Raw genomic sequence first — 20,936 nt, 5'->3', positions numbered from 1 at the left:
GGGCCGGGGAAGCCGCGGTAGCGACCGTCGTCGGGTCGCCGCCGATCACCACGGCGGGGGTACGGTCGCGGGCTCGGCGGATGCTGGCCCGGATCCGGGCGATCAACTCGGCCGCGGCGAACGGTTTCACCAGGTAGTCGTCGGCGCCCAGGCTCAGGCCCTCCACGCTGGCCTCCCCACCGGCGCGGGCGGAGAGCACCAGCACCGGCAGCGTCCGGGTCGTCGGGTCGGCGCGTAGTCGGCGCACCAGGTCGAAGCCGTCCAGCACCGGCATCATCACGTCGGTCAGGACCAGGTCGGGCAGATCACGGTGGATCTCGTCGAGGGCCTGCCGGCCGTCGGTGACGGCCCGCACCCGCCAGCCCTGGCCGGTGAGCAGCCGGGTGAGGTACGCCCGCATGTCGGCGTTGTCGTCGGCGAGCAGGATCCGGGCCCCGGACAGCTCGTCCGTGGCCGGCCCGGACGCCGGATCGGGCCCGGTCAGCGCGTCGTCCGGTTCGGTGAGCCAGCCCATTGCCGCCTCGACGGCGGCGCGGGCCGCGTCACCCCGCCCGTCCACTGCCGGCCCGGTGACCGCGGTGCGGTGCGCCGCCGACCAGGGCAGCGTCACGGTGAACCTGCTGCCGAAGCCCACCTGACTGGTCACGCGGACGTCGCCGCCCTCCAGCCGGGCCAACTCGTGCACCAGGGCCAGGCCGATGCCCGTGCCCTCGTGACTGCGCGAGCGCGCGCCCCGCACCCGGTGGAAGCGTTCGAAGAGCTTCGGCAGGTCCCGTTCCGCGATGCCGATGCCGGTGTCCGCGACGGTGAGGCGCACTTCCTCGTCGTCGGCGTCGAGGGTGACCCGGATGCGGCCGATGAACGTGTACTTCAGCGCGTTGGAGAGCAGGTTCGTGACGATGCGTTCCCAGTTGACCGGATCGACCGCGACCGGCCGGGGCAGCGGTGGGCAGCTCACCTCCAGAGTCAGCCCGGCCCGCTCGACGGCGGCCCGGAACACCCCGGCGAGCTCGGCGGTCAGCGCGGCCAGATCCACCACCCGGGCGTCGCTGCGCGCCCGCCCGGCCTCCAGGCTGGAGAAGGTGAGCAGGCTGTTGACCAGCGTCAACAGTCGGGTGGCGTTACGCCAGCCGGTCTCCACCCGCTCCCGCTGCACCGCCGCCAACGGGGCGGTGGCGTCGGTGAGGGCGTCGGTCAGCGGGCCGAGGATCAGGGTCAACGGGGTACGGAACTCGTGGCTGACGTTGGCGAAGAAGTCGGTCTTGACCCGGTCCAGTTCCGCCATCGCCTCGATCCGGCGCCGCTCCTCCTCGTACTCCTGGGCGTTGCGCATCGCCACGGAGATCTGCTGGGCGAGCAGTTGGTGGAAGGAGCGGTACGCCTCGTCGAGCCCTCGGCTGGGGCTGACCCCGGCGAGCAGGACGCCGAGCGGCTGATCCTCGTCGGCGGAGGGCAGCGGCAGCGCCAGTGCGGTGCGGACCGGGTCGTTCCACGGGCCGGCGGGCAGCGGCAGCCGGTCGGCGACATCGATCACCTGGGTCGCCCGGCCCTCGGCGGCGTCCGCCAGCCCCCAGGCGTACGCGGGCGGGCCCGGGTCGGTCAGCTCGACGGCGTCCGGCAGGGCCCGAGCGTGCCCCTGGTCGCCGCCGGTGCAGGCGACCCGGCGCAGGGCCGTGCCGTCGCGCAGGTAGATGGCGGCGAACGGCACGTCCAGGGGGTGGCCGTCGATCACGTCGATCAGCCGAGCGCCGGTGGCGTCCACGTCGACGGTCCGCCCGTCGCCGAGCACGGACAGGTCGCGCAGGAGACGGAGCCGGCGTTCGCCGACCACCTGCTGGGTGACCTCGCTGCACACGGTCAGTACGCCGACGGTGCGGCCGTCGTCGTCGCGGGCCGGGGCGTGCGAGACGCTGAAGTACGCCTCCTCGCGGTAGCCGGCCCGCTCCAGCAGCAGTTGCAGCGCGGGGACCCAGCTGGCAACCCCGGTCGCCATGGCCTCCTCGATCAGCGGGGCGAGCACGTGCCAGCCCTCGGCCAGCGTCACCCGGACGTCGTCGCCGAGCGCGGCGGGGTGCTTGTCGCCGATCAGCGCCGAGTACGCGTCGTTGTAGAGCTGGGAGTAGCTCTCGCCCCAGAGCAGCAGCATGGGGTACCGCGAGGAGAGCACCATCCGGACGGCGGCGCGCAGGCTCTGCGGCCATCCGCCGACCGGGCCCAGCGGGGTGTGGGCCCAGTCCAGCTGTGCCATCAACCGCCCGGTGTCGCCGCCGCCGACGAACAGGTCTGTGCTGGGTCGTGTCACGCTCGATCCGACCCCATCGCAAGCCCCCGTTCCGGGCCCAACGACCCCTGCCGCGTTACCTACCCATCCTGACACCTCTACTCACCTGTGCCGACGCCGGTACCCACCGTCGAACCGGCGGCGGTTCGGGACGAACGACTGATGCCCAGTAGATCGATATCTGTAAGTCTCTCGGGTATCTCTCCAACCCCGAGGAGCCCCCATGAGAGGCAGAACGCTGAGCGCGGGAATCGCGCTCGCCGTGTTCGCCGGGATGACGGTGACGCTGGCCACCCAGCCGGCGACCGCGTCACCTTCGACCGCGACGACGGCGGTGACCCGGCCGATCGCCGCGGCCGCCGCCGCGTTGGCCGCACCGGACATCTCCGTCACCAACGTCCAGGCGCACCTGACCCAGTTCAACACCATCGCCACCAGCAACGGCGGCAACCGCCGGGCCGGCTCGGCCGGCTACACCGCCTCGCTCAACTACGTCAAGACCAGGCTCCAGGCGGCCGGCTACACCGTCAGCGAGCAGTACTGCTCCAGCTGCACGTACCCCTCGAACAACCTGATCGCCGAGTGGCCCGGCGGCCCGACCGACCAGGTGGTCATGTTCGGCGCGCACCTGGACGGCGTCTCGGCCGGTCCGGGCATCAACGACAACGCCACCGGCTCGTCGACCCTGCTGGAGAACGCGCTGGTCCTGGCCGCGCAGAACCCGACCATGACGAAGAAGGTGCGGTTCGCCTGGTGGACCGACGAGGAGCAAGGGCTCAACGGCTCCCGGTTCTACGTCAACTCGCTCAACGCCACCCAGCGCGGCTACATCAAGGGCTACTACAACTTCGACATGGTCGGCTCGACCAACGGCGGCTACTTCATCAACCGGGTCACCTCGACCACGGCGGCGCCGCTGAAGGCGTACTGGGACTCGCTGGGCCTGCAACCGGAGGAGAACGTCGAGGGCCAGGGCCGCTCCGACGACTACTACTTCCAGCAGGCCGGCATCCCCACCTCGGGTTACGCCGCTGGCGCCAGCGCCCGCAAGACCAGCGCCCAGGCCGCCAAGTGGGGCGGCACCGCCAACTCCGCGTACGACCCCTGCTACCACCGCGCCTGTGACACCACCGCCAACGTCAGCGCGACGGTGCTGAACCGGGCGGCCGACGGTGTCGCGTACGCGCTGTGGCAGCTCGCCGTGGGTGGCGGCACCCCCACCAACGACTTCTCCGTCGCGGTCAGCCCCACGACGCGCACCGTCGCGCGGGGCGCCAGCACCACCGCGACGGTCTCCACCGCCACCACGGCCGGCTCGGCGCAGTCGGTGAGCCTGTCCGCCTCCGGCGCGCCCAGCGGGGTGAGCGTCTCGTTCAGCCCGTCCTCGGTGACCTCCGGCGGCTCGTCGACGATGACCCTGACCGCGTCGGCCAGCGCGGCGACCGGCACCTTCACCATCACGGTCACCGGCACCGGCTCGGTCACCCGCACCGCCAGCCTCACCCTCACCGTGACCGGCACCGGCGGCTGCGCCGGCGGCCAGGTGATCGCCAACGGCGGCTTCGAGAGTGGCACCACGCCGTGGACCGCGTCCTCCGGGGTGATCACCAACTCCAGCAGCAAGCCGGCCCGGACCGGGTCGTACAAGGCGTGGCTCAACGGGTACGGCAGCACCCGCACCGAGACCCTGTCCCAGTCGGTGACCGTGCCGGCCGGGTGCGCCAGCTACACGCTGTCGTTCTGGACGCGCATCGACACCGCCGAGACGACCACGTCCACGGCGTACGACAAGCTGACCGTGCGGATGGGCTCGACCACGCTGGCGACGTACTCGAACCTCAACGCCTCCAGCAGTTACGTCCAGCGCACGCTCAACGTGGCCGCGTACGCCGGGCAGACGGTGACGCTGACGTTCACCGGCACCGAGGACTCCTCGCTGCAGACCAGCTTCGTGATCGACGACGTGACGCTGCAGGCGAGCTGACCGCGTACCCCGTCAGGCGGGCCGTCGCCGGTGTTCCCGGCGGCGGCCCGTCGCCGTCACGGGTCAGGGCAGTTGCGGGTAGAGCGCGCCCACCCCGCCGGCGAGCCCGGCCTGGACCTGCCGACTGATGTCGTCGGCGACGATCTCGTACGCGTCGGCCTCGATGCCGTCCACGCCGATGCGGGCGATCGACGCCGGGTCGGACTTGGGGCCGGTGACGTCGGCGGCCATGTCGGTGTCCAGGTAGCCGACGTGCAGGCCGGCGACCCGGACGCGCCGGTCGGCGAGTTGGACGCGCAGCACGTTGGTCATCGCCCACTCGGCGGACTTGGCGACGCTGTAGGCCGGGTGGATCGGGGAGCCGAACCAGGAGAGCACGGAGAGCACGTTGAGGACCGTTCCACCGCCGTTGCCGGCGATGACCGGCGCGAACGCCCGGATCGTCGACAGGGTGCCGATGTAGTGGGTCTCCAGCTCCAGCCGGATGAGGTCCAGGTCGCCGTCGAGGAGGTCGGTCCGGGTGTCGATGCCCGCGTTGTTGATCAGCAGGTTCACGCCGCCGGCCAGCTCGGCGGCGGCGGCCACCGAGGCGGGGTCGGTGATGTCGAGGCGGACCGGCGTCACGCCGGGTAGGTCGACGCTGTCGGGGTTGCGGGCGCCGGCGTAGACGGTGGCGCCCCGGGCGAGGAGTTCGGCGGCCAGGTGCCGGCCGAGGCCACGGTTGGCGCCGGTGACGAGGGCGGTGCTTCCAGCGATCTTCATGGCCGTCACGCTATCCGACCTGACTTCTGCTCAACAAAGTCAGCTATGTCACGAGGGTGGACCGACCGGATCGGGAATACGACCCGGATGCGGCCACAGCCGGACCGGTGACGACTCGTATCCTTTCCGCGAACCTCCGTGCGAGCCGAGATGGGAGACGGTGTGAGCAACCAGGCCGAAACGTTGGAATTCCAGGCCGAGGCGCGTCAGCTCCTCCAGTTGGTGGTCCACTCGATCTATTCGAACAAGGACGTCTTCCTGCGGGAACTCATCTCGAACGCGTCCGACGCACTGGACAAGCTCCGACTGGCCACCCTCGTCGACAAGGACCTCGTCGCCGACACCGACGACCTGCACGTCGCCCTGGAGATCGACCGCGACGCCCGCACCCTCACCGTGCGGGACAACGGCATCGGGATGACCCGCGACGAGGTCGTCCAGCTGATCGGCACGATCGCCAAGTCGGGCACCGCCGAGCTGCTGCGCCAACTGCGCGAGTCCGCCGACGCCCACGCCAAGCAGGACCTCATCGGCCAGTTCGGCGTCGGTTTCTACGCCGCGTTCATGGTCGCCGACCGGGTCACCCTGCTGACCCGCAAGGCCGGCGAGACCGGCGGCACCCGCTGGGAGTCCGCCGGCGAGGGCACGTACTCGATCGAGGCGGTCGACGAGGCGCCGCAGGGCACCACGGTGACGCTGCACCTCAAGCCGGCCGACACCGAGGACAACCTGCACGACTACACCGCCGAGTGGACCGTCCGCGAGATCGTCAAGCGCTACTCCGACTTCATCGCCTGGCCGATCCGGATGAGCGTCGAACGCCCCGGCGCCGACGGTGAGGCCGCCACCCGCGAGGTGCAGACCCTCAACTCGATGAAGGCACTCTGGGCGCGGCCCCGCGACGAGGTCGACGCCGCCGAGTACAACGAGTTCTACAAGCACGTCAGCCACGACTGGGCCGACCCGCTCGAGGTCGTGCACATGAAGGGCGAGGGCACCTTCGAGTACGAGGCGCTGCTCTTTCTGCCCAGCCACGCCCCCCTGGACCTGTTCTCCCCGCAGGGCCGCCGTGGCGTCCAGCTCTACGTCAAGCGCGTCTTCATCATGGACGACTGCGAGGCGCTGGTCCCGACCTACCTGCGCTTCGTCAAGGGTGTGGTCGACGCGCACGACCTGTCGCTGAACATCTCCCGGGAGATCCTCCAGCAGGACCGGCAGATCCAGATCGTCCGCCGCCGCCTGGTCAAGAAGGTCCTCGCCACGGTCAAGGACCTCAAGGCCAACCACGCCGAGCGCTACCGCACCTTCTGGACCGAATTCGGCGCGGTGGTCAAGGAAGGACTGATCGACGACACCGACAACCGGGACACCCTGCTGGACATCCTGTCGGTGGCCTCCACCAACGACCCGGCCGAGCCCACCGACCTGGCCGGCTACGTGTCGCGGATGAAGGACGGCCAGAGCGACATCTGGTACGCCACCGGCGAGTCCCGGGCCGCCATCGAGAACTCTCCGCACCTGGAGGCGTTCCGGGCCAAGGGGCACGAGGTGCTGCTCCTCACCGACCAGGTCGACGAGGTGTGGGTCGAGCGGGTCGGCACGTACGACGGTCGTCCACTGCGCTCGATCGCCAAGGGCGAGATCGACCTGGACACCGACGAGGAGAAGCAGCAGGCCGAGGCCGAGCGCGAGCAGCAGCGACAGGAGTTCGCCGGGCTGCTCGACTGGCTGGGGACCACCCTCACCGACAGCGTCCGGGAGGTTCGCCTCTCGTCCCGGCTCACCACCTCGCCAGCCTGCGTCGTCGGCGACGCCCACGACCTCACCCCGACCCTGGAGAAGATGTACCGGGCGATGGGGCACGAGATCCCCACGACCAAGCGGATCCTGGAGATCAACCCCGGTCACCCGCTGGTGTCGGGGCTGCGCAAGGCCCACGAGCAGGGCAGCGACACGGCCGCCCTGACCGAGACCGCCGAGCTGCTCTACGGCCTGGCGGTGCTCGCCGAGGGCGGTGAGCTGACCGACCCGGCCCGCTTCACCCGGACGCTCGCCGACCGGCTGGCCCGCACGCTGTAGGCGTAGGGGGATCGCTCGCCCGCAGCTAACGTGACGCGTCCCGCACGAGAGGGTGGAGTCCGTCGGTGCTCAGGATGGTGCTGCGTACGTCAGCTGCGGTGGCGGCCGTCTGTACGGTGACCGCGTGCGGCTCCTCACCGGCTCGTACAGCGGACCGGTCAGCGGGCGAAGCGATCCCCTCCGCGGCGTTGTCCGCACGCCTGGACGCCACGGACTCGGTGCCGCCAGGATTCACTGTGGAGATTGCGACAGTCGGGCAACAAACCCGGTGGTGACAGATTCCTGGACCAGCTCGCCGAAGCTGCGCTCCGCAGATACCAGGCGACCGCCTGAATCGAACTGTCAGGCCGGGCAGTGGCCGTGTTCGCCACGCCTGCTGTGCCGACCTGATCGGAAACGGTCCACGATGGTTGCTGCACAGACGTCGATCGCCCGCAACCGCTGCGGTACCCGCCCCGCGTGGCCCGGTGAAGAAGTTCACAGGGGGTGGGCGACCGTCAACGACCGTGCCTAACGTCGGTCGGGTTCGCCATTGCGGACACCACGGCCGGCAACGCCAAATCCTGCCCCCGGTCGTCGGAACCCAGTCACCCGGGCAGGAGCGGGGGACCCACACGTTCCTCGGTGCATGTCACCTCGGGGTGAAGCCGCCACCGCGCGGCCGGGCTCCTCGGCCCGAACCCGACAGCTCACCTCGCCGGCGTGGAGGAAGCTCACATGACGTCTGTCTACACCCCCCGTCATCGACGGGTCACCACCCGCCGCCTCGCCGTCGGCACCCTTGCCGTTGGCGCGGTCACCGGCGCCGTCGCCCTCTTCGGGCCGGCCGCCCCGGCGCAGGCCGCCGTCAACTGGGACGCGATCGCCAAGTGCGAGTCCGGCGGCAACTGGAAGATCAACACTGGTAACGGGTACTACGGCGGGCTTCAGTTCTCGCAGAGCACCTGGGCCGGTTACGGCGGCAAGAAGTACGCCGCCCGCGCCGACCTGGCCAGCCGTGGCGAGCAGATCGCCATTGCCGAGAAGGTGCTCGACGGGCAGGGCATCGGCGCGTGGCCGACCTGCGGCAAGAAGGGTGGCTCCGCGACCAAGCCCACCGCGAAGCCGTCGACCAGATCCACCGAGAAGTCGACGACGTCGACGGCGAAGCCCACCAAGCCGCAGGAGCGGTCGTCGCGTGGCGAGCAGCCGGCGACCCGTGACCACCAGCGCACCGCGCCGGTGGCGGGCGGCCAGACGTACCTGGTCAAGGCGGGCGACACCCTGTCCGAGATCGCTGCCGACCAGCGGGTGGCCGGCGGCTGGCAGGCCCTGTACGAGGACAACCGGCAGGTGGTCGGCGCAGACCCGGGTCTGATCTTTCCGGGTCAGCGGCTCAGCCTCTGACGGATGACACACGAACGCTCGGCCGGGTCACCGGCCGAGCGTTCGTGTGTGTCGTGCTGTCAGCCCGGGTGCCCGTGCCTCGTGCGGGCCGCCGTCACGCCGCCGAGGCGGACGCCTTCGGTCCTCGATGCGACGCTGCCGGGCCGGCGTTCCAGCCCCAGCGGGAGGCTGGCACCGGGGACTCCCCGGGACGGCCCGCGCCCACCTCGTCACTGTCGTCGCCGTCGGTGGTCCTCTCGACCGAGTCGGGCGTGCTGCGGGACAGTCGCAGCGACTGCTCGGCGCCGTTGCGGGCCGCGCACGGCCAGGACTGCCCGGCGCACTGGAGGTTGCGGCACTGGTCCTCGTCGTCCGGCTCGTGTGCGCTCAGCACGTCGATCGCCAACTGCCACAGCAGCGGGTCGGTCACGTCGTGCGGACGCTCGGCGGTGCGACTCGGTCGGTTGCTGGTGTCGTCGGACATGGATGGGCCCCCCTCGTCAGGCTGTACCCCTCAAGGGTCACCCGTCAGCCGCCGGCTAAACCGCCGACCTGCTGTGATGTGTCTCTGATCGCAGCTCGGCCGTGGACGCCGCACGCTTATCGGTCAGTCCGGCAGAAGTGGCATCTCCACGCCCGGCTCCCGGCCGAGCAACACCGCCCGCGTGAGCGCCGCTGATCCGAACCGGTCGCGGACCGCGTCGACCGCAGCGTCCAGATGGGACCCGGGGTCTGGCTGGAACGGCAGCTCAGGCTGGACCGGGTTGTCGTCGAGGTTGCCCACGGAGACACCGATCAGGGTGATGCCACGGCGATCGATCTCGGGCAGCGCGGCCCGCAACAACATCCGCGCGGCGGCGAGTAGCGCCGTCGTGTCGGCGGTCGCCTTACCCACCGTGTGCGAGCGGGTCGCCCGGGTGTAGTCGCCGAAGCGCAGCCGCAACACCACGGTGCGGCCCGACCGCCCGGCCGTCCGCATCCGCCGGCTGACCCGGTCGACCAGCCCGGCGAGGATGGCGTCCAGTTCCGTCGAGGCGTGCGGACTGCGACTCAGTGCGTGCTGCGCGCCCATCGAACCGCGCCGCCGCCCCACCTGCACCGCCCGGGGGTCGCGATTGTGCGCCAGAGCGTGCAGGTGCCGGCCGGCACCCGCGCCGAGCAGCGACACCAGCGCCGCCTCACCGAGGCGGGCCACCTCCCCGACGGTACGGATCCTGCGTTCGCGCAGCTTGGCGGCCGTGACCGGGCCGACGCCCCAGAGCCGTTCCACCGGCAGCGGGTGCAGGAACGCCAGCTCGGCGTCCGGTGCGACCACCAGGAGGCCGTCCGGTTTCGCCACGCCGCTGGCCACCTTGGCCAGGAACTTCGTGCGGGCCACCCCCACCGTGATCGGCAGGTGGACCCGGTCGCGGACCTCCCGGCGCAGCCGTTCGGCGATCTCGGCCGGTGGCCCGACCAGCCGCCGCAGACCACCCACGTCGAGGAAGGCCTCGTCGATGGAGAGCCCCTCGACCAGCGGTGTGGTCTGCCGGAAGATCTCGAAGACCGCCCGGCTCGCCGCCGTGTACGCCGACATCCGCGGCGGCACGACGATCGCGTCCGGGCACAGCCTTCGCGCCTGCTGGCCGCCCATCGCGCTGCGGACGCCCCGCGCCTTCGCTTCGTAGCTGGCCGCGAGCACCACGCCGCCACCGACGATCACCGGCCGCCCACGCAGGCGCGGGTCGTCACGCTGCTCGACCGACGCGTAGAACGCGTCCAGGTCGGCGTGCAGGATGCTGGCGCCGGGCGACACGTACACATGTTCGCATGGCGTCCGGCGAATGCGGCAGTGAGCTGGGCGAACGCCGATCAGTCGAGGCAGAACTCGTTGCCCTCGGGGTCGGCCATGACGAGATGACCGGCGCCCAACGGGGGAGCGGGCTCGTGCCGACTCAGCCGCTTGGCACCACGCGAGACGAGCCGTTCGGCTTCGGCCTCCAGGGCCGCCATCCGCTCGTCACCCTCCAGTCCGGGGGCCGCGCGTACGTCGAGGTGGACGCGGTTCTTCACCTGCTTGTGCTCCGGCACCCGCTGAAAGAACAGCCGTGGTCGTGTGCCCTGGGGGTCGACCACCGCCGACGCGTCGTTGCGGTTCTCCGGCGGCACACCCATCGCCTCCAGCGCCTGGTCCCACGACTCGAAGTCTCCGGGTGGTGCCTGTACCTGGTAGCCGAGCGCCTCGGCCCAGAACGTGGCCAACCGCGCCGGGTCGGCGCAGTCGAACGTGATCTGGACGTCGCGGATCACTGCGGATCCCTGCTTCCTGTTCTGGTCGGTCATGATCCCAGCCTCTCGCGGATAGCGGACAGGGTTGTTCCGCTATCCGTGCAACGATCGACGGGTGACCGTCGAGGCGACGACCGAGCGGGTGCTGCGCCTGCTGGCGCTGCTGCAACGACGACTGTCCTGGACGGCCACCGAACTCGCCGCCGAGCTGGGGGTCACCGGCCGGTGCGTGCGCCGCGACGTGCAGCGTCTGCGGACGCTCGGCTACCCGGTGCGCGCGGTGTCGGGCGTCGGTGGCGGCTACCAACTCGGCGCGGGCACCCGGCTGCCGCCGTTGCTCCTCGACGACGAGGAGGCGATCGCCACGGCGGTGTCGCTGCGGCTCGCCTCCTGGGGCACGATCGCCGGGGCGAGCGAGGCGGCGCTGCGGGCACTCGCGAAGCTCGACCAGGTGATGCCGGCGCGGCTGCGCGCCGAGGTACGGGCGGTGCACGGCTCCACCGACACCCTCATCGGCCCGGTCGCCGAGATCGACGCGGAGCTGCTGGTGACACTCGCCCGGGCCTGTCGGGACGGGGTACGCGTTCGGTTCCACTATCCCGACCGGGACGCTGGCGAGCGGGAACGGACGGTCGAGCCGATCCGGATGGTCACGACCGGCCGCCGCTGGTATCTGATGGCCTGGGACGTCGACCGCGCCGACTGGCGGACGTTCCGGCTGGATCGGATGCGGGCTGCGGTGGCGACGACCTGGCGTTTCCCGGCGCGCGAGCACCCGGATCCGGTCGCCTTCGTGCAGCGGGCCGTGACCGGGGCACCGTACCGCCACCTCGCCCGGGTGCGGGTGCACGCCCCACCGGAGCGGTTGCGGGAGGTGGTCCCACCACAGGTGGGACGGGTCGAGGACGACCGCGACGGATGGTCCGTGCTGGTCGTCGGCGGCGACAACCTGGACTGGCTCGCCGCGCACCTCGCCCGCCTGGATCACGAGATGGAGGTGCTGGAGCCTCCCGAGCTGCGCGAGGCCGCAGGCCGGCTCGCCCGTCGCCTGGCGATGCTTGCCGGTGCGCCGTCGGAGCCCGGCGCGCGGTGACGCAGCGTGTAGTGGCGCAGCGACACCGGGCTGCCGTCGGGAGCGGCCCATGGTGCCGTGCTGGTGCCGACACACTGCCATCCTGCGCGCTCGTACAGCGCGGCGGCCGCGGTGCCATCGGCGGCCAACTCCAGCACCAGGTCCGTTCTGCGTTTGTCCGCCCACCGGCCGGCCCGGTCCAGCAGGGCGCTGCCCAGCGCCAACCCACGGGCTTTCGGCACCACGAAGAGACGAGCCACCTCGGCCGTCGACCGGCCGGGCGGCCCGTCCACCAGGTCGGGGATCCGATGCACCGCGACGTGTCCGACAACGGCCGCGTCGGCGTCGACGGCGACCCAGGCTCGCGCCGGGTGCGGCTCGCGCAGCCAGCGGTGCGGGTCGGCGGGCCAGTTCAGCGGGTACCCGTCGACCCGGTGAACCTCGGCGAGCGCCGCGACGCAACCGTCCAGGTCGGTGGCGCGCCGCCGACGGACAGCGGGTCGGTTCACAGGTCGTCGAACGGGCCGGCGTAGCGGAACTCGCCCCGGATCGACTCGCGCCAGGCGTGCAACGGGCGAGCCATGAAGTACTGCGGCCCCCACGGCTGCGGCGGGGTGACGCCCAGCTCGACGGCCGGCCGGAACCCGAAGCGCGGGTAGTAGTCGGGATGCCCGAGCAGGACCACCAGCGGCTCGTCCCGCGCGTCGGCCGCGCCGAGCACCGCGTGCATCAACGCACTGCCGACCCCGCGTCGCTGCCAGTCGGGCAGCACGCCCAGCGGCCCCAGGCCCAACGCCACCGGCGCACCACCCACCCGGCCGCGGGTGGCCATCACGTGCCCGACCACCTGGCCGTCCGAATCGGTCGCCACCAGGGAGTACGCGGGCAGCCAGCCCTCGTCGTCGCGCAGCGCGTCGACAAGGGTCGCCTCGACCGGTAGGCCGTCACCGCCGTCGGCCTTGGCGAAGGCTGCGGAGTGCACCTCCCGGATGGCATCAACGTCGGCGGGCGTCTCGCGTCTGATCAGCACCGCGCCACCATAGACGCGGTGAGTCGCCGGCTCCACGCGTTTATCGCAGGCACCGATCTGCCGGCGGTCGTCGTGCCTGGCGGTCGTGGCGGCCGGCGATCGTGGCGGCTGGCGGTCGTGGTGGGTTGCGGTCGTGGTGGCCGGCGGGCGGCACTTCGCGGACATGGCGGGGAAACGCTTGATGTCTGTGAGTCATCAAGATGCCGCCCAGTCATCAAGCGATCCGCGATCCGCGATCCGCGATCCGCGATCCGCGATCCGCGATCCGCGATCCGCGATCCGCGATCCGCGATCCGCGATCCGCGATCCGCGATCCGCGATCCGCGATCCGCGATCCGCCACCCCGGGCCTGGTACTTCTCTGGCCCAGGCGTGCGGCCCTCGCCGGCTGATCTCAGCCGACGGCGGTGGCGGAGGGCGGGGCGCTGCCGCCCTGTGGTGCCTCCGGGACCATCAGCCGGATGATCTCCGCCTGGTCGGCGGGCGAGGGCAGTCCCCATTCCGGTCGGTAGCCGTATACCTGGTGTAGTGGGGTGGAGCCGGTGCGGCCGTCCAGGATCTCCACGGCGTCGGTGCCGATCAGGCCGGGGTGTTCGACGCCGCAGGCCTCGGCGACCTTGGTCAGGTCGCGGCGCAGCGTCCGCAGGTAGTTGGCCGCCCGGACCGACTTCAACGTCGGGTCCAGGCCCCGGGCGAGCCACGTGTTCTGGGTGGCGACGCCGGTGGGGCAGGTGTCGGTGTGGCACTTCTGCGCCTGGATGCAGCCGATCGCCAACATCGCCTCCCGACCGACGTTGACCAGGTCGCAGCCGAGCGCGAACGCCACGATGGCGTTGTCCGGCAGGCCGAGCTTGCCGCCGCCGACGAAGACCACCTTTTCATGCAGATCGTGCTCGGCGAAGATCTTGTACACCCGGGAGAAGCCCTGTTGGAACGGGAGCGACACCGAGTCGGTGAAGATCAGTGGTGCGGCCCCGGTGCCGCCCTCGCCGCCGTCGATCGTCACGAAGTCCACACCCCGGCCGGTGTCCCGCATCAGGGTGGCCAACTCCTGCCAGAAGCCCAGGTCACCGACCGCCGACTTGATGCCGACCGGCAGTCCCGTCTCGGCGGCCAGCAATTCCACCCAGTCGAGCAGGCTGTCGCAGTCGGAGAACTCGGCGTGCCGGGACGGACTGACGCAGTCCTGACCGGCCGGGATGCCCCGGGTGGCGGCGATCTCGGCGGACACCTTCGCCCCGGGCAGCAGCCCACCGAGGCTCGGCTTGGCGCCCTGGCTCAGTTTGATCTCCAGCGCCCGCACCGGTGCGCCGGCGACCAGGTCCTTCAACCGGTCGAGGCTGAACCGGCCGTGTTCGTCACGGCAGCCGAAGTACGCGGTGCCGAGTTGGAAGACCAGCTCACCACCGTTGCGGTGGTACGGCGACAGGCCGCCCTCGCCGGTGTTCTGCAGGCAGCCGGCGAGCGCCGCCCCCTTGTTGAGCGCGGTGATGGCGTTGCCGGAGAGCGAGCCGAAGCTCATCCCGGAGATGTTGACGACCGACTCCGGTCGGAACGCCCGGGCGCGTCCCCGTGCCGCGCCGAGCACCTTCGCGCAGGGCAACCGCACGTCGTGCCCGGCGGTCGGTGACGACGGAGGCACGGCACGGCCGAACGTGCGGTGCTTGATGATCGGGTACCCGGCGGTGTACTCGATGTCGTTGTCAGTGCCGAAGCCGAAGTAGTTGTTCTCCTCCTTGGCCGACGCGTACACCCAGCGGCGCTGGTCGCGGGTGAACGGCCGCTCCTCGTTGTTGCCGGCCACGATGTACTGCCGTAGCTCCGGCCCGATCGTCTCCAACAGGTAGCGGGCCCGGCCGAGGACCGGAAAGTTGCGCAGCAGCGCATGGTCGCGCTGGATCAGGTCCCGCGCGGCGAGGGCCGCGACGGCGGCGGCGACAGCGGGTACGGCTCGACGGGCCCAGGTCATGCCCGGAACTCTTTCCGCCCGTGCGGCGGATCAAACCGGTGAGCTGCTGGTGGCGGTGCGGGTGCGCCCCGCACCGCCACCATGCGCTCAGCGGTGCCGGAACGACTCGCGGACCGATCCGCCGACGACCGTGCACCACGTGCTCGTGCTGAGCTTGCCGTTGCGGGGCAGCCCGTGCAGCGCCTGGAGGTCCTGCACCGCTCTCCGGGTGGCGTGGTCGTACGCCCCGGTGACGGTGACCGCGTACCCCTTGGTGGCGAGGATTTCCTGCACGGCCGTGACCGGCGCTCCGGCGGCGTGCTGGTCCAGCTCCGGCGCCAGCGTCTCCCAGGTCGGCGTGGTGAGTGTGGCGTCCACGTCCACCGCGATGCCGTTGCGGGCCTGCCAGTCCTGCACTGCCGCGACGGTCGCGGCGTCGAACGTGCCGCTGACGGTCACCGGGTAGCCCCGGTGGGCGAGCAGGTGCTGCACCACCCGGACCGAGGGGGAGTTGACGAAACGCCACAGGTCCGGCCAGCGGCGCGCCGGCACGTCTCCGAGCTTGGTGCCCAGGGCGGCGTGCACCCGCCGCCGCAGCTCGGGGAACTGCCGATAGAAGGCAGCGCCCGGGCACTGTGTGGTGCGGAAGTCCCAGTGGCCGAAGATGTCGTGCGCGTGCAGCCCGTACTGCCGGCAGATCGCGACGCAGAGCTTGACCAGCGAGTCGGTCAACGCCTCGGGTGGCGTCTCGGTGACGTAGGTGCCCTCGTTCTCGATGCCGATGGCCCGGCCGTTCTCACCCGGGCAGTGCGCCGAGATCATCTGCCGGTCGCCGGCTTCGAGGCGCTCCAGACTGCCCCGGCGGCCCTCCAGCACGTACCCGCCACGGCTCACCGTGAAGTGCTGGCCGGTGTCCGACCAGCCGTTGCCGTCCATGTGCAGGTCCTGGCAGTCGTGGGCCAGCTTGACCGCCTGCTCGCGGGAGTAGTCGGTGACGTTCGGGAACGCCATGTGGTGCACGATGATCTTGTTGGTGGCGATGGCGCTCACCGACAGCGGGTCCTTCGGCGGGCGGGCGGCCCACTCGTCACAGCTGATGATCCAGTCCAGGTCGGTGCCCGGCGCGGCCTGCGCCGCGCCCGGGAAGGCGAGTTCGCTCCCGACGACGGCGACCGTGGCGGCGCCGAGACCGGCCCGCAGCAGCGTCCGGCGATCCACTTCGGAATGGTCGACGTGCATTGCATCTCCTCCTGCGGCCCACGGCGGGGGGATGAAAAGTAGCTCCAGTGGCCGCACGTACTTCGGAGAATATTGCCAAGACTCGGCGGCGCGCTAGAGGTCGGCCACCCCCAATGGGCAGCCGGAAAACCGGTCGGCCAAAAGATCAACGTTCGGCTAACCTGGCCGCTGACGCGGGGGTGGGAGATGAAACTTGGTGAGGCGCTGACCGAACGCGCCGAAGCGGCACGACGGGTCGAGCAGCTGCGGACCCGGATCAACGGCAGCGCCCGGTACCAGGAGGGCGAGCTGCCTCCGGAGGACGCCGCGGTGCTCTTGACCGAGCTGGACCAGGTCCTCGACAACCTGGAGACGCTGATCCGGCGGATCAACCGGACCAACGCCACGGTGCCGGTCGACGACCTCGGCACGCTCACCGACGCGTTGGCCCGGCGGGACGTCCTGCGACTGCGGCACGCCGCCATCACGGCGGCCGCCGACGCCGCCGCTGGCAGCGGACGCGCTCACCTGGCCCGGCAGCTCCGCTCAGAGCTGAAGATGCTCGCCGCGTTGCCCGTCGCCGAGCTTCGGGAACGCGCCGACGGGCTCGCCGGGCAGCTCCGCGAGCTCGAGGTGCGGATTCAGCGCACCAACTGGGAGGCTGACCTGCTGGACTGAGTGACTCCAGCAGCGATGTGGAGCAGGTAGCCGTCGTGGAGGCGTGTACACACAGGGTCGGGCTGCAATCCCGGCACCCTTCTTGGCGCGCGGTGGGCAGCGCGGGGTTCGACTCCCCACGCACGACGCAGCCCAGCACCGAGGACAGGTAACACCGCAACGCGTACACCTCATCACCACGTACAGATCCTCGACGGCGAGGGCGGGTTCGGGGCACTCCACATCCGCGCCGCGTGCTGTTCGCTCACCGGTGCCCGGTCGTGCGGGCCACCCTGCCTGGTCGGCGTTTCCGCGCCTCGGGTCGGGGGTAGGTCGGGGCGGACCGTTCCGGCTGCCCCATTTAAGGAATGACCAGATGAGTGACAACGTCAGCGACGCGGTGGGCGACGCTCTCCGCTCGGTGATGCTCTTCCTGCCCAAGGCCGTCGCCTTCCTGGCGATCCTGGTGGCCGGATGGCTGATCGCCAAGGCCGTACTGAAGATCGTGGAGAAGGTCCTCGAACGGGTCGGCTTCGACCGCGCCGTCGAACGCGGCGGCATCCGCCGTGCGTTGAGCCGCTCCCGGTACGACGCCAGTGACATCGTCGCGAAGCTCGTCTACTACGCGGTGCTGCTGTTCACCCTTCAGCTCGCCTTCGGCATCTGGGGCCCGAACCCGATCTCCGACCTGCTCGGCGCGGTGATCTCGTGGCTGCCCCGTGCCTTCGTCGCGATCGTCATCGTCGTGGTCGCCGCCGCCATCGCCAACGCGGTCAAGGACATCATCAGTGGCGCGCTCGGCGGCCTGTCGTACGGCCGTGTGCTGGCCACCATCGCCTCGGTGTTCATCCTCGGCCTCGGCGTCATCGCGGCGCTGAACCAGATCGGTGTGGCCACCGCGGTCACCACTCCCGTGCTGATCGCCGTGCTGGCCACGATCGGCGGCATCCTCGTCGTCGGTGTCGGCGGCGGTCTGATCCGTCCGATGCAGAGTCGTTGGGAGTCGTGGCTGACCCGCGCCGAGCGGGAGTCGCAGCTGATCGCCGAGCACGCCCAGGCGTACCGGGCCGGTCGCCGCGACGCCGAGGCCGAGCTGGCCCGCCGGTCGGCCACCACCAGCGAGGCGGAGGCCACCCAGGTGGTGACCCGGCCGGCTGACGCGGAGGCCACCCAGGTGGTGACCCGGCCGGCCGACGCCGACGCGACCCAGGTGGTGGCCCGGCCCAGCGACCCGGAGGCCACCCAGGTCGTCCACTTCCCGGTCAGCTCCGACGCCACCCAGGTGGTCGGTCGCGGCGCCGTCGACGACGTTACGCCGACGCCGACGCCGGCCCGGTCCTCCGCGACCGACGACACGACCCAGGTGGTCAGCGGCTCGGCCGATTCGGACGTCACGCAGGGGGTTGGCACCGGCGTCGACCCCGACGCCACCCAGGTGGTCACGGGCGGCACCGATCGTGCGGTGCCCGGGCAGCGCACCAGCGACGACAGTGAGACCACCACGGTCATCCCGCCGGTCGACCGGCGCTGACACCAGCGGTACGGCGGCGGGGCGGGATCGATCTGATCCCGCCCCGCCTCTCGTTGTCCGCACGCCTCGCTCACCCGGCACGTTTCGCGCTGCCCGGCACGCCGAAAGCGCTGGCCGCGGCCGCGCCGGTTGTCTAGCATCGCGGGCATGACCTGGCGACATTGATCCAGCAGCGTCGGCCGATCCCGTGGGCCACCACGGGCACCGCACGTCCGGTGTCCGTCTCCACTCCCACGGGAAGGTCCCATGATCCTCACCGCTTCGCGCGTGCCCGAGCCGGCAGTCCGTCGGCTGACGGCGACCCTCTACGGGTACGCGTTCCTCAGTGACCTCGTCCTGCTCTACCCGCTGTACGTGGTGTTCTTCGCCGACACCGGGCTGTCGGTGGGGCAGATCGCGTCGCTCTTCGTCATCTGGTCCGCCGCCGGCATCCTGTTCGAGGTGCCCTCCGGCGCCTGGGCCGACGTGCTGTCCCGCCGGCTGCTGCTGTGCCTCGCCCCGTTGGTGGCCGCGCTCGGGTTCGCGCTCTGGGTGCTGCTGCCGTCGTACCCGGCCTTCGCGGTCGGCTTCCTGCTCTGGGGCGCCGGTGGCGCACTGGTCTCCGGTGCGCTGGAGGCGTTGGTCTGGACCGAACTGGACCGGCTCGGCGCTGTCGGCCGGTACGCCCGGGTGCTCGGGAGGGCGCGGACGGCGGGCGTGCTGGGCGTGGTGGTCTCCGGAGTGCTCGCCGGCCCGGTGCTCGCCGTCGGCGGCTACCCGGTGGTCGGCGCGGCCAGCGTGCTCGCCTGCCTGCTCGCCGCGATCGTCGCCACCCGCTTCCCGGAACACCGCGCGCCCGCCGCCGTCCGCGTTCCGGTCGCCGAGCCGACGCTGGCCGCCCGCCCGGTGGGCGCCGCACCATCCCGGCGGGACGAGCCGGACGCCGCCCCTCCCGCGAGGCCGGACGACGATGGTGACCTGGGGTGGTGGGACACGCTGCGGGCCGGAGTGTCGCAGGTTCGCACCCGTCCGCCGGTACGGGCCGCCGTGCTGCTGGTGGCCGTGGTCGCCGCCGACTGGGGTGCTCTGGACGAGTACACCCCGCTGCTCGCCCTGGACACCGGCGTCGGGGCGCAGGCCGTACCCCTGTTGCTCCTGCTGCTCTGGGCCGGGGTGACCGTCGGCGGGCTGCTCGCCCCGGCGGGGGAGCGGCTGGGCAGCCGAGGCTACGCCGCGCTGCTGGGGCTGGTCGGCGTCGCGCTTGCCGCAGGTGCCCTGCTCCGGCATCCGGCGGGGTTCGTGCTGCTCGCGGTGGCCTTCGGCGCCGCGCAGTTGGCCACCGTGCTGGCCGACGCGCGGCTCCAGGCCCGGATCACCGGCACCAGCCGCGCCACCGTCACCTCCCTGGCCGGCATGGCCACCGACGTGCTGATCATCGTGACGTACGCCGGCTACGGTCTGCTCGCCACGGCGGCCGGCAACGCGGTGGCGTTCGCGCTCACCGCCGGGGCGTACCTCGTGGTGGCGCTGGTGCTGTTGACCCGCCGGCGCCGGACGGCAGTGCCCGCCGGCGTGGCCGCGGCCGTGCCGGGCGGCCCGGACTGACCGGGGCTCGGCGGCGGCCTCCTCGGGCCGCCGCCGGGCCGTATGGTCAGCCGGCCATGTGCAGGAACGACCACTGGTGGCCGTCGAGGTCGCGGAAGCCGCGCATGTACATCGGCCCGTTGGTCATGCCCGGCCCGAGCGACTCCCCGCCGGCGACCGCCGCCTGGTCGACCAGTTCGTCGACCTGCCCTCGGCTCGACGCCGACAGCCCGACGATGACCTCCCGGCTGGTCGCCGTGTCCGTCGTGGCGACCCCGGTGTACGCCTCGAAGCCCGAGCGGAGGTGCAGCACCAGCCGGGTGGTGTCGGAGATGGTGAGCACCATGCTGTCGCCGTCCGGCTCGGCCTGGTCGCTGGTGAAGCCGATCGCCCGGTAGAACTCGGTCGCGGTGGTCAGGTCGCGTACCGGCAGGTTGATGAATGTCATGGTCATCGGTGGTCTCCGTCCGTTTCGAGCAACACCTTCAGCGCGGCGAGCCGGTCCCGCCAGTACGCCTTCAACTCCGCGGCCTGCTCGGCTCCGGTCAGCTTCTCGTGCAGGACGTCGACCCGGGCCTTTGACTCGCCGACGGCGTCGATGCCGACGACGATCCTGGTGGGGCCACCGGCCCAGTCGGCCCGGGAGCTGCGCGGCGCGGTGGCGGTGCGGACGCGCACCTCGACGTCGGGCAGCCAGCGGGCGCGTGCCGTCTCGTCGGCGTCCAGAACTGCCGTCAGGGTTGCGCACCGTCGAGGTAGACCCACCGGCCGTCCTCGCGGACGAACCGGCTGTGTTCGGTCAACGTGCCGGGCCGGCCCGCGTCCCGGTAGTGGGCGTGGAAGGTCACCGTGCCGGCGGTGTCGAGCAGGCCGCCCCGCTCGGTCTCCACGATCTCCAGTCGGGTCCACCGCTGCCCCGGGTCGAGCTCCAGGGAGGCGGGCCGGGTCGAGGAGTGCCAGCTGCGCAGCAGGTAACCGGAGTCGCCGAGGGCGAAGGCACTGAACCGGGAGCGCATCAACGCCTCGGCCGTCGCCGGGGCGTCGCCGCCGTGCGCCGGCGCACAGCAGTCCGCGTACGCCCGGCCGGAGCCGCACGGGCACACCCGTCCCGTCGCCGCGTTCGCCCGCCGTCGTCCCGCACCTTTACCCACGTCGCCATCCTGCCGCACCCCTCCCGCC

General features: G+C 71.7%; 18 protein-coding genes, 1 pseudogene and 1 riboswitch. Of the genes and pseudogenes, 7 read left to right on the top strand and 12 right to left on the bottom strand.

Annotated features, from left to right (window positions below):
• A partial coding sequence (locus DLJ58_RS16270; RefSeq protein ID WP_124857323.1) for an ATP-binding protein occupies nt 1–2,302 on the bottom strand: 2,302 nt, incomplete at its 3' end.
• Nucleotides 2,303–2,504: 202 nt separating this feature from the next.
• Here DLJ58_RS16270 and DLJ58_RS16265 point away from each other — a divergent pair.
• Nucleotides 2,505–4,265, top strand: a complete 1,761-nt coding sequence (locus tag DLJ58_RS16265; RefSeq protein WP_124857321.1) for a M28 family peptidase — start codon at nt 2,505–2,507, stop codon at nt 4,263–4,265.
• A gap of 63 nt (nt 4,266–4,328) precedes the next feature.
• Here the strand turns inward: DLJ58_RS16265 and DLJ58_RS16260 are convergent, their stop codons facing one another.
• Complete coding sequence (locus tag DLJ58_RS16260; RefSeq protein ID WP_124857319.1) at nt 4,329–5,027, bottom strand: SDR family oxidoreductase; 699 nt, start codon at nt 5,025–5,027, stop codon at nt 4,329–4,331.
• Between the two features lie 162 nt (nt 5,028–5,189).
• On the opposite strand from DLJ58_RS16260, the gene htpG reads away from it, so the two are divergent.
• A complete protein-coding gene (htpG, locus tag DLJ58_RS16255; RefSeq protein ID WP_244218965.1) occupies nt 5,190–7,106 on the top strand; it encodes a molecular chaperone HtpG in 1,917 nt (638 codons plus the stop codon).
• A 544-nt stretch (nt 7,107–7,650) separates the two neighbouring features.
• Nucleotides 7,651–7,823, top strand: a riboswitch (cyclic di-AMP (ydaO/yuaA leader).
• Nucleotides 7,824–8,492 carry a LysM peptidoglycan-binding domain-containing protein gene (locus DLJ58_RS16250; RefSeq protein WP_124857315.1) on the top strand — a complete coding sequence of 223 codons (669 nt, stop codon included), beginning with the start codon at nt 7,824–7,826 and terminating at the stop codon, nt 8,490–8,492.
• A gap of 94 nt (nt 8,493–8,586) precedes the next feature.
• On the opposite strand, the gene DLJ58_RS16245 is transcribed toward DLJ58_RS16250, so the two are convergent.
• From DLJ58_RS16245 to DLJ58_RS16235, 3 genes are all read right to left on the bottom strand, one after another.
• Complete coding sequence (locus tag DLJ58_RS16245) at nt 8,587–8,955, bottom strand: hypothetical protein (RefSeq protein ID WP_124857313.1); 369 nt, start codon at nt 8,953–8,955, stop codon at nt 8,587–8,589.
• Between the two features lie 123 nt (nt 8,956–9,078).
• Complete coding sequence (gene dinB, locus DLJ58_RS16240) at nt 9,079–10,266, bottom strand: DNA polymerase IV (RefSeq protein WP_124857311.1); 1,188 nt, start codon at nt 10,264–10,266, stop codon at nt 9,079–9,081.
• Between the two features lie 56 nt (nt 10,267–10,322).
• Complete coding sequence (locus DLJ58_RS16235; protein ID WP_208741151.1) at nt 10,323–10,793, bottom strand: VOC family protein; 471 nt, start codon at nt 10,791–10,793, stop codon at nt 10,323–10,325.
• 61 nt (nt 10,794–10,854) lie between these two features.
• Here DLJ58_RS16235 and DLJ58_RS16230 point away from each other — a divergent pair, with 61 nt between their 5' ends.
• Nucleotides 10,855–11,832, top strand: coding sequence for a helix-turn-helix transcriptional regulator (locus DLJ58_RS16230; protein WP_124857309.1), 978 nt, complete (start codon nt 10,855–10,857; stop codon nt 11,830–11,832).
• Here the strand turns inward: DLJ58_RS16230 and DLJ58_RS16225 are convergent.
• The 4 genes from DLJ58_RS16225 to DLJ58_RS16210 form a co-directional block, all read right to left on the bottom strand.
• Complete coding sequence (locus DLJ58_RS16225) at nt 11,724–12,320, bottom strand: GNAT family N-acetyltransferase (RefSeq protein WP_124857307.1); 597 nt, start codon at nt 12,318–12,320, stop codon at nt 11,724–11,726. The two genes, DLJ58_RS16230 and DLJ58_RS16225, sit on opposite strands and share 109 nt — an antisense overlap.
• Entirely contained in the window at nt 12,317–12,841 is a 525-nt protein-coding gene (locus DLJ58_RS16220; protein WP_124857305.1) for a GNAT family N-acetyltransferase, read from the bottom strand. Before DLJ58_RS16220 ends, DLJ58_RS16225 begins: the two co-directional genes overlap by 4 nt.
• Before the next feature lie 393 nt (nt 12,842–13,234).
• Nucleotides 13,235–14,809 carry an FMN-binding glutamate synthase family protein gene (locus DLJ58_RS16215; RefSeq protein ID WP_124857303.1) on the bottom strand — a complete coding sequence of 525 codons (1,575 nt, stop codon included), beginning with the start codon at nt 14,807–14,809 and terminating at the stop codon, nt 13,235–13,237.
• A gap of 87 nt (nt 14,810–14,896) precedes the next feature.
• Entirely contained in the window at nt 14,897–16,027 is a 1,131-nt protein-coding gene (locus tag DLJ58_RS16210; RefSeq protein ID WP_091406627.1) for a peptidoglycan recognition protein family protein, read from the bottom strand.
• Nucleotides 16,028–16,213: 186 nt separating this feature from the next.
• Here DLJ58_RS16210 and DLJ58_RS16205 point away from each other — a divergent pair, with 186 nt between their 5' ends.
• From DLJ58_RS16205 to DLJ58_RS16195, 3 genes and pseudogenes are all read left to right on the top strand, one after another.
• Nucleotides 16,214–16,684, top strand: a complete 471-nt coding sequence (locus DLJ58_RS16205; protein WP_124857301.1) for a DIP1984 family protein — start codon at nt 16,214–16,216, stop codon at nt 16,682–16,684.
• A 355-nt stretch (nt 16,685–17,039) separates the two neighbouring features.
• Nucleotides 17,040–17,801, top strand: a pseudogene (locus DLJ58_RS35045) (mechanosensitive ion channel family protein); the annotation flags it as partial.
• 639 nt (nt 17,802–18,440) lie between these two features.
• The gene (locus DLJ58_RS16195; RefSeq protein ID WP_124857297.1) at nt 18,441–19,778 is read left to right on the top strand and encodes an MFS transporter; all 1,338 of its coding nucleotides are present in this window, start codon (nt 18,441–18,443) and stop codon (nt 19,776–19,778) included.
• Nucleotides 19,779–19,824: 46 nt separating this feature from the next.
• Here the strand turns inward: DLJ58_RS16195 and DLJ58_RS16190 are convergent, their stop codons facing one another.
• Genes DLJ58_RS16190 through DLJ58_RS16180 form a run of 3 tightly spaced genes read right to left on the bottom strand, consistent with a single transcriptional unit; the run spans nt 19,825 to nt 20,908 of the window.
• On the bottom strand, nt 19,825–20,211 hold the full coding sequence (locus DLJ58_RS16190) for a VOC family protein (RefSeq protein WP_124857295.1): 387 nt from the start codon (nt 20,209–20,211) through the stop codon (nt 19,825–19,827).
• Entirely contained in the window at nt 20,208–20,522 is a 315-nt protein-coding gene (locus DLJ58_RS16185; protein WP_208741148.1) for a hypothetical protein, read from the bottom strand. Before DLJ58_RS16185 ends, DLJ58_RS16190 begins: the two co-directional genes overlap by 4 nt.
• On the bottom strand, nt 20,492–20,908 hold the full coding sequence (locus DLJ58_RS16180) for a YchJ family protein (protein ID WP_124857293.1): 417 nt from the start codon (nt 20,906–20,908) through the stop codon (nt 20,492–20,494). Before DLJ58_RS16180 ends, DLJ58_RS16185 begins: the two co-directional genes overlap by 31 nt.
• Between the last annotated feature and the right edge of the window lie 28 nt (nt 20,909–20,936).

Source organism: Micromonospora arida (assembly GCF_003857035.1).
Classification (GTDB): Bacteria; Actinomycetota; Actinomycetes; order Mycobacteriales; family Micromonosporaceae; genus Micromonospora; species Micromonospora arida.
This window is presented reverse-complemented; position numbering and strand designations above follow the sequence as displayed.

What these genes read in the sequence shown, in the direction of transcription:
- DLJ58_RS16265 (WP_124857321.1), top strand. Translation starts at nt 2,505, where the DNA reads ATGAGAGGCAGAACGCTGAGCGCGGGAATCGCGCTCGCCGTGTTCGCC.
- DLJ58_RS16260 (WP_124857319.1), bottom strand. Translation starts at nt 5,027, where the DNA reads ATGAAGATCGCTGGAAGCACCGCCCTCGTCACCGGCGCCAACCGTGGC.
- DLJ58_RS16250 (WP_124857315.1), top strand. Translation starts at nt 7,824, where the DNA reads ATGACGTCTGTCTACACCCCCCGTCATCGACGGGTCACCACCCGCCGC.
- DLJ58_RS16245 (WP_124857313.1), bottom strand. Translation starts at nt 8,955, where the DNA reads ATGTCCGACGACACCAGCAACCGACCGAGTCGCACCGCCGAGCGTCCG.
- DLJ58_RS16235 (WP_208741151.1), bottom strand. Translation starts at nt 10,793, where the DNA reads ATGACCGACCAGAACAGGAAGCAGGGATCCGCAGTGATCCGCGACGTC.
- DLJ58_RS16215 (WP_124857303.1), bottom strand. Translation starts at nt 14,809, where the DNA reads ATGACCTGGGCCCGTCGAGCCGTACCCGCTGTCGCCGCCGCCGTCGCG.
- DLJ58_RS16210 (WP_091406627.1), bottom strand. Translation starts at nt 16,027, where the DNA reads ATGCACGTCGACCATTCCGAAGTGGATCGCCGGACGCTGCTGCGGGCC.
- DLJ58_RS16205 (WP_124857301.1), top strand. Translation starts at nt 16,214, where the DNA reads ATGAAACTTGGTGAGGCGCTGACCGAACGCGCCGAAGCGGCACGACGG.
- DLJ58_RS16195 (WP_124857297.1), top strand. Translation starts at nt 18,441, where the DNA reads ATGATCCTCACCGCTTCGCGCGTGCCCGAGCCGGCAGTCCGTCGGCTG.
- DLJ58_RS16190 (WP_124857295.1), bottom strand. Translation starts at nt 20,211, where the DNA reads ATGACCATGACATTCATCAACCTGCCGGTACGCGACCTGACCACCGCG.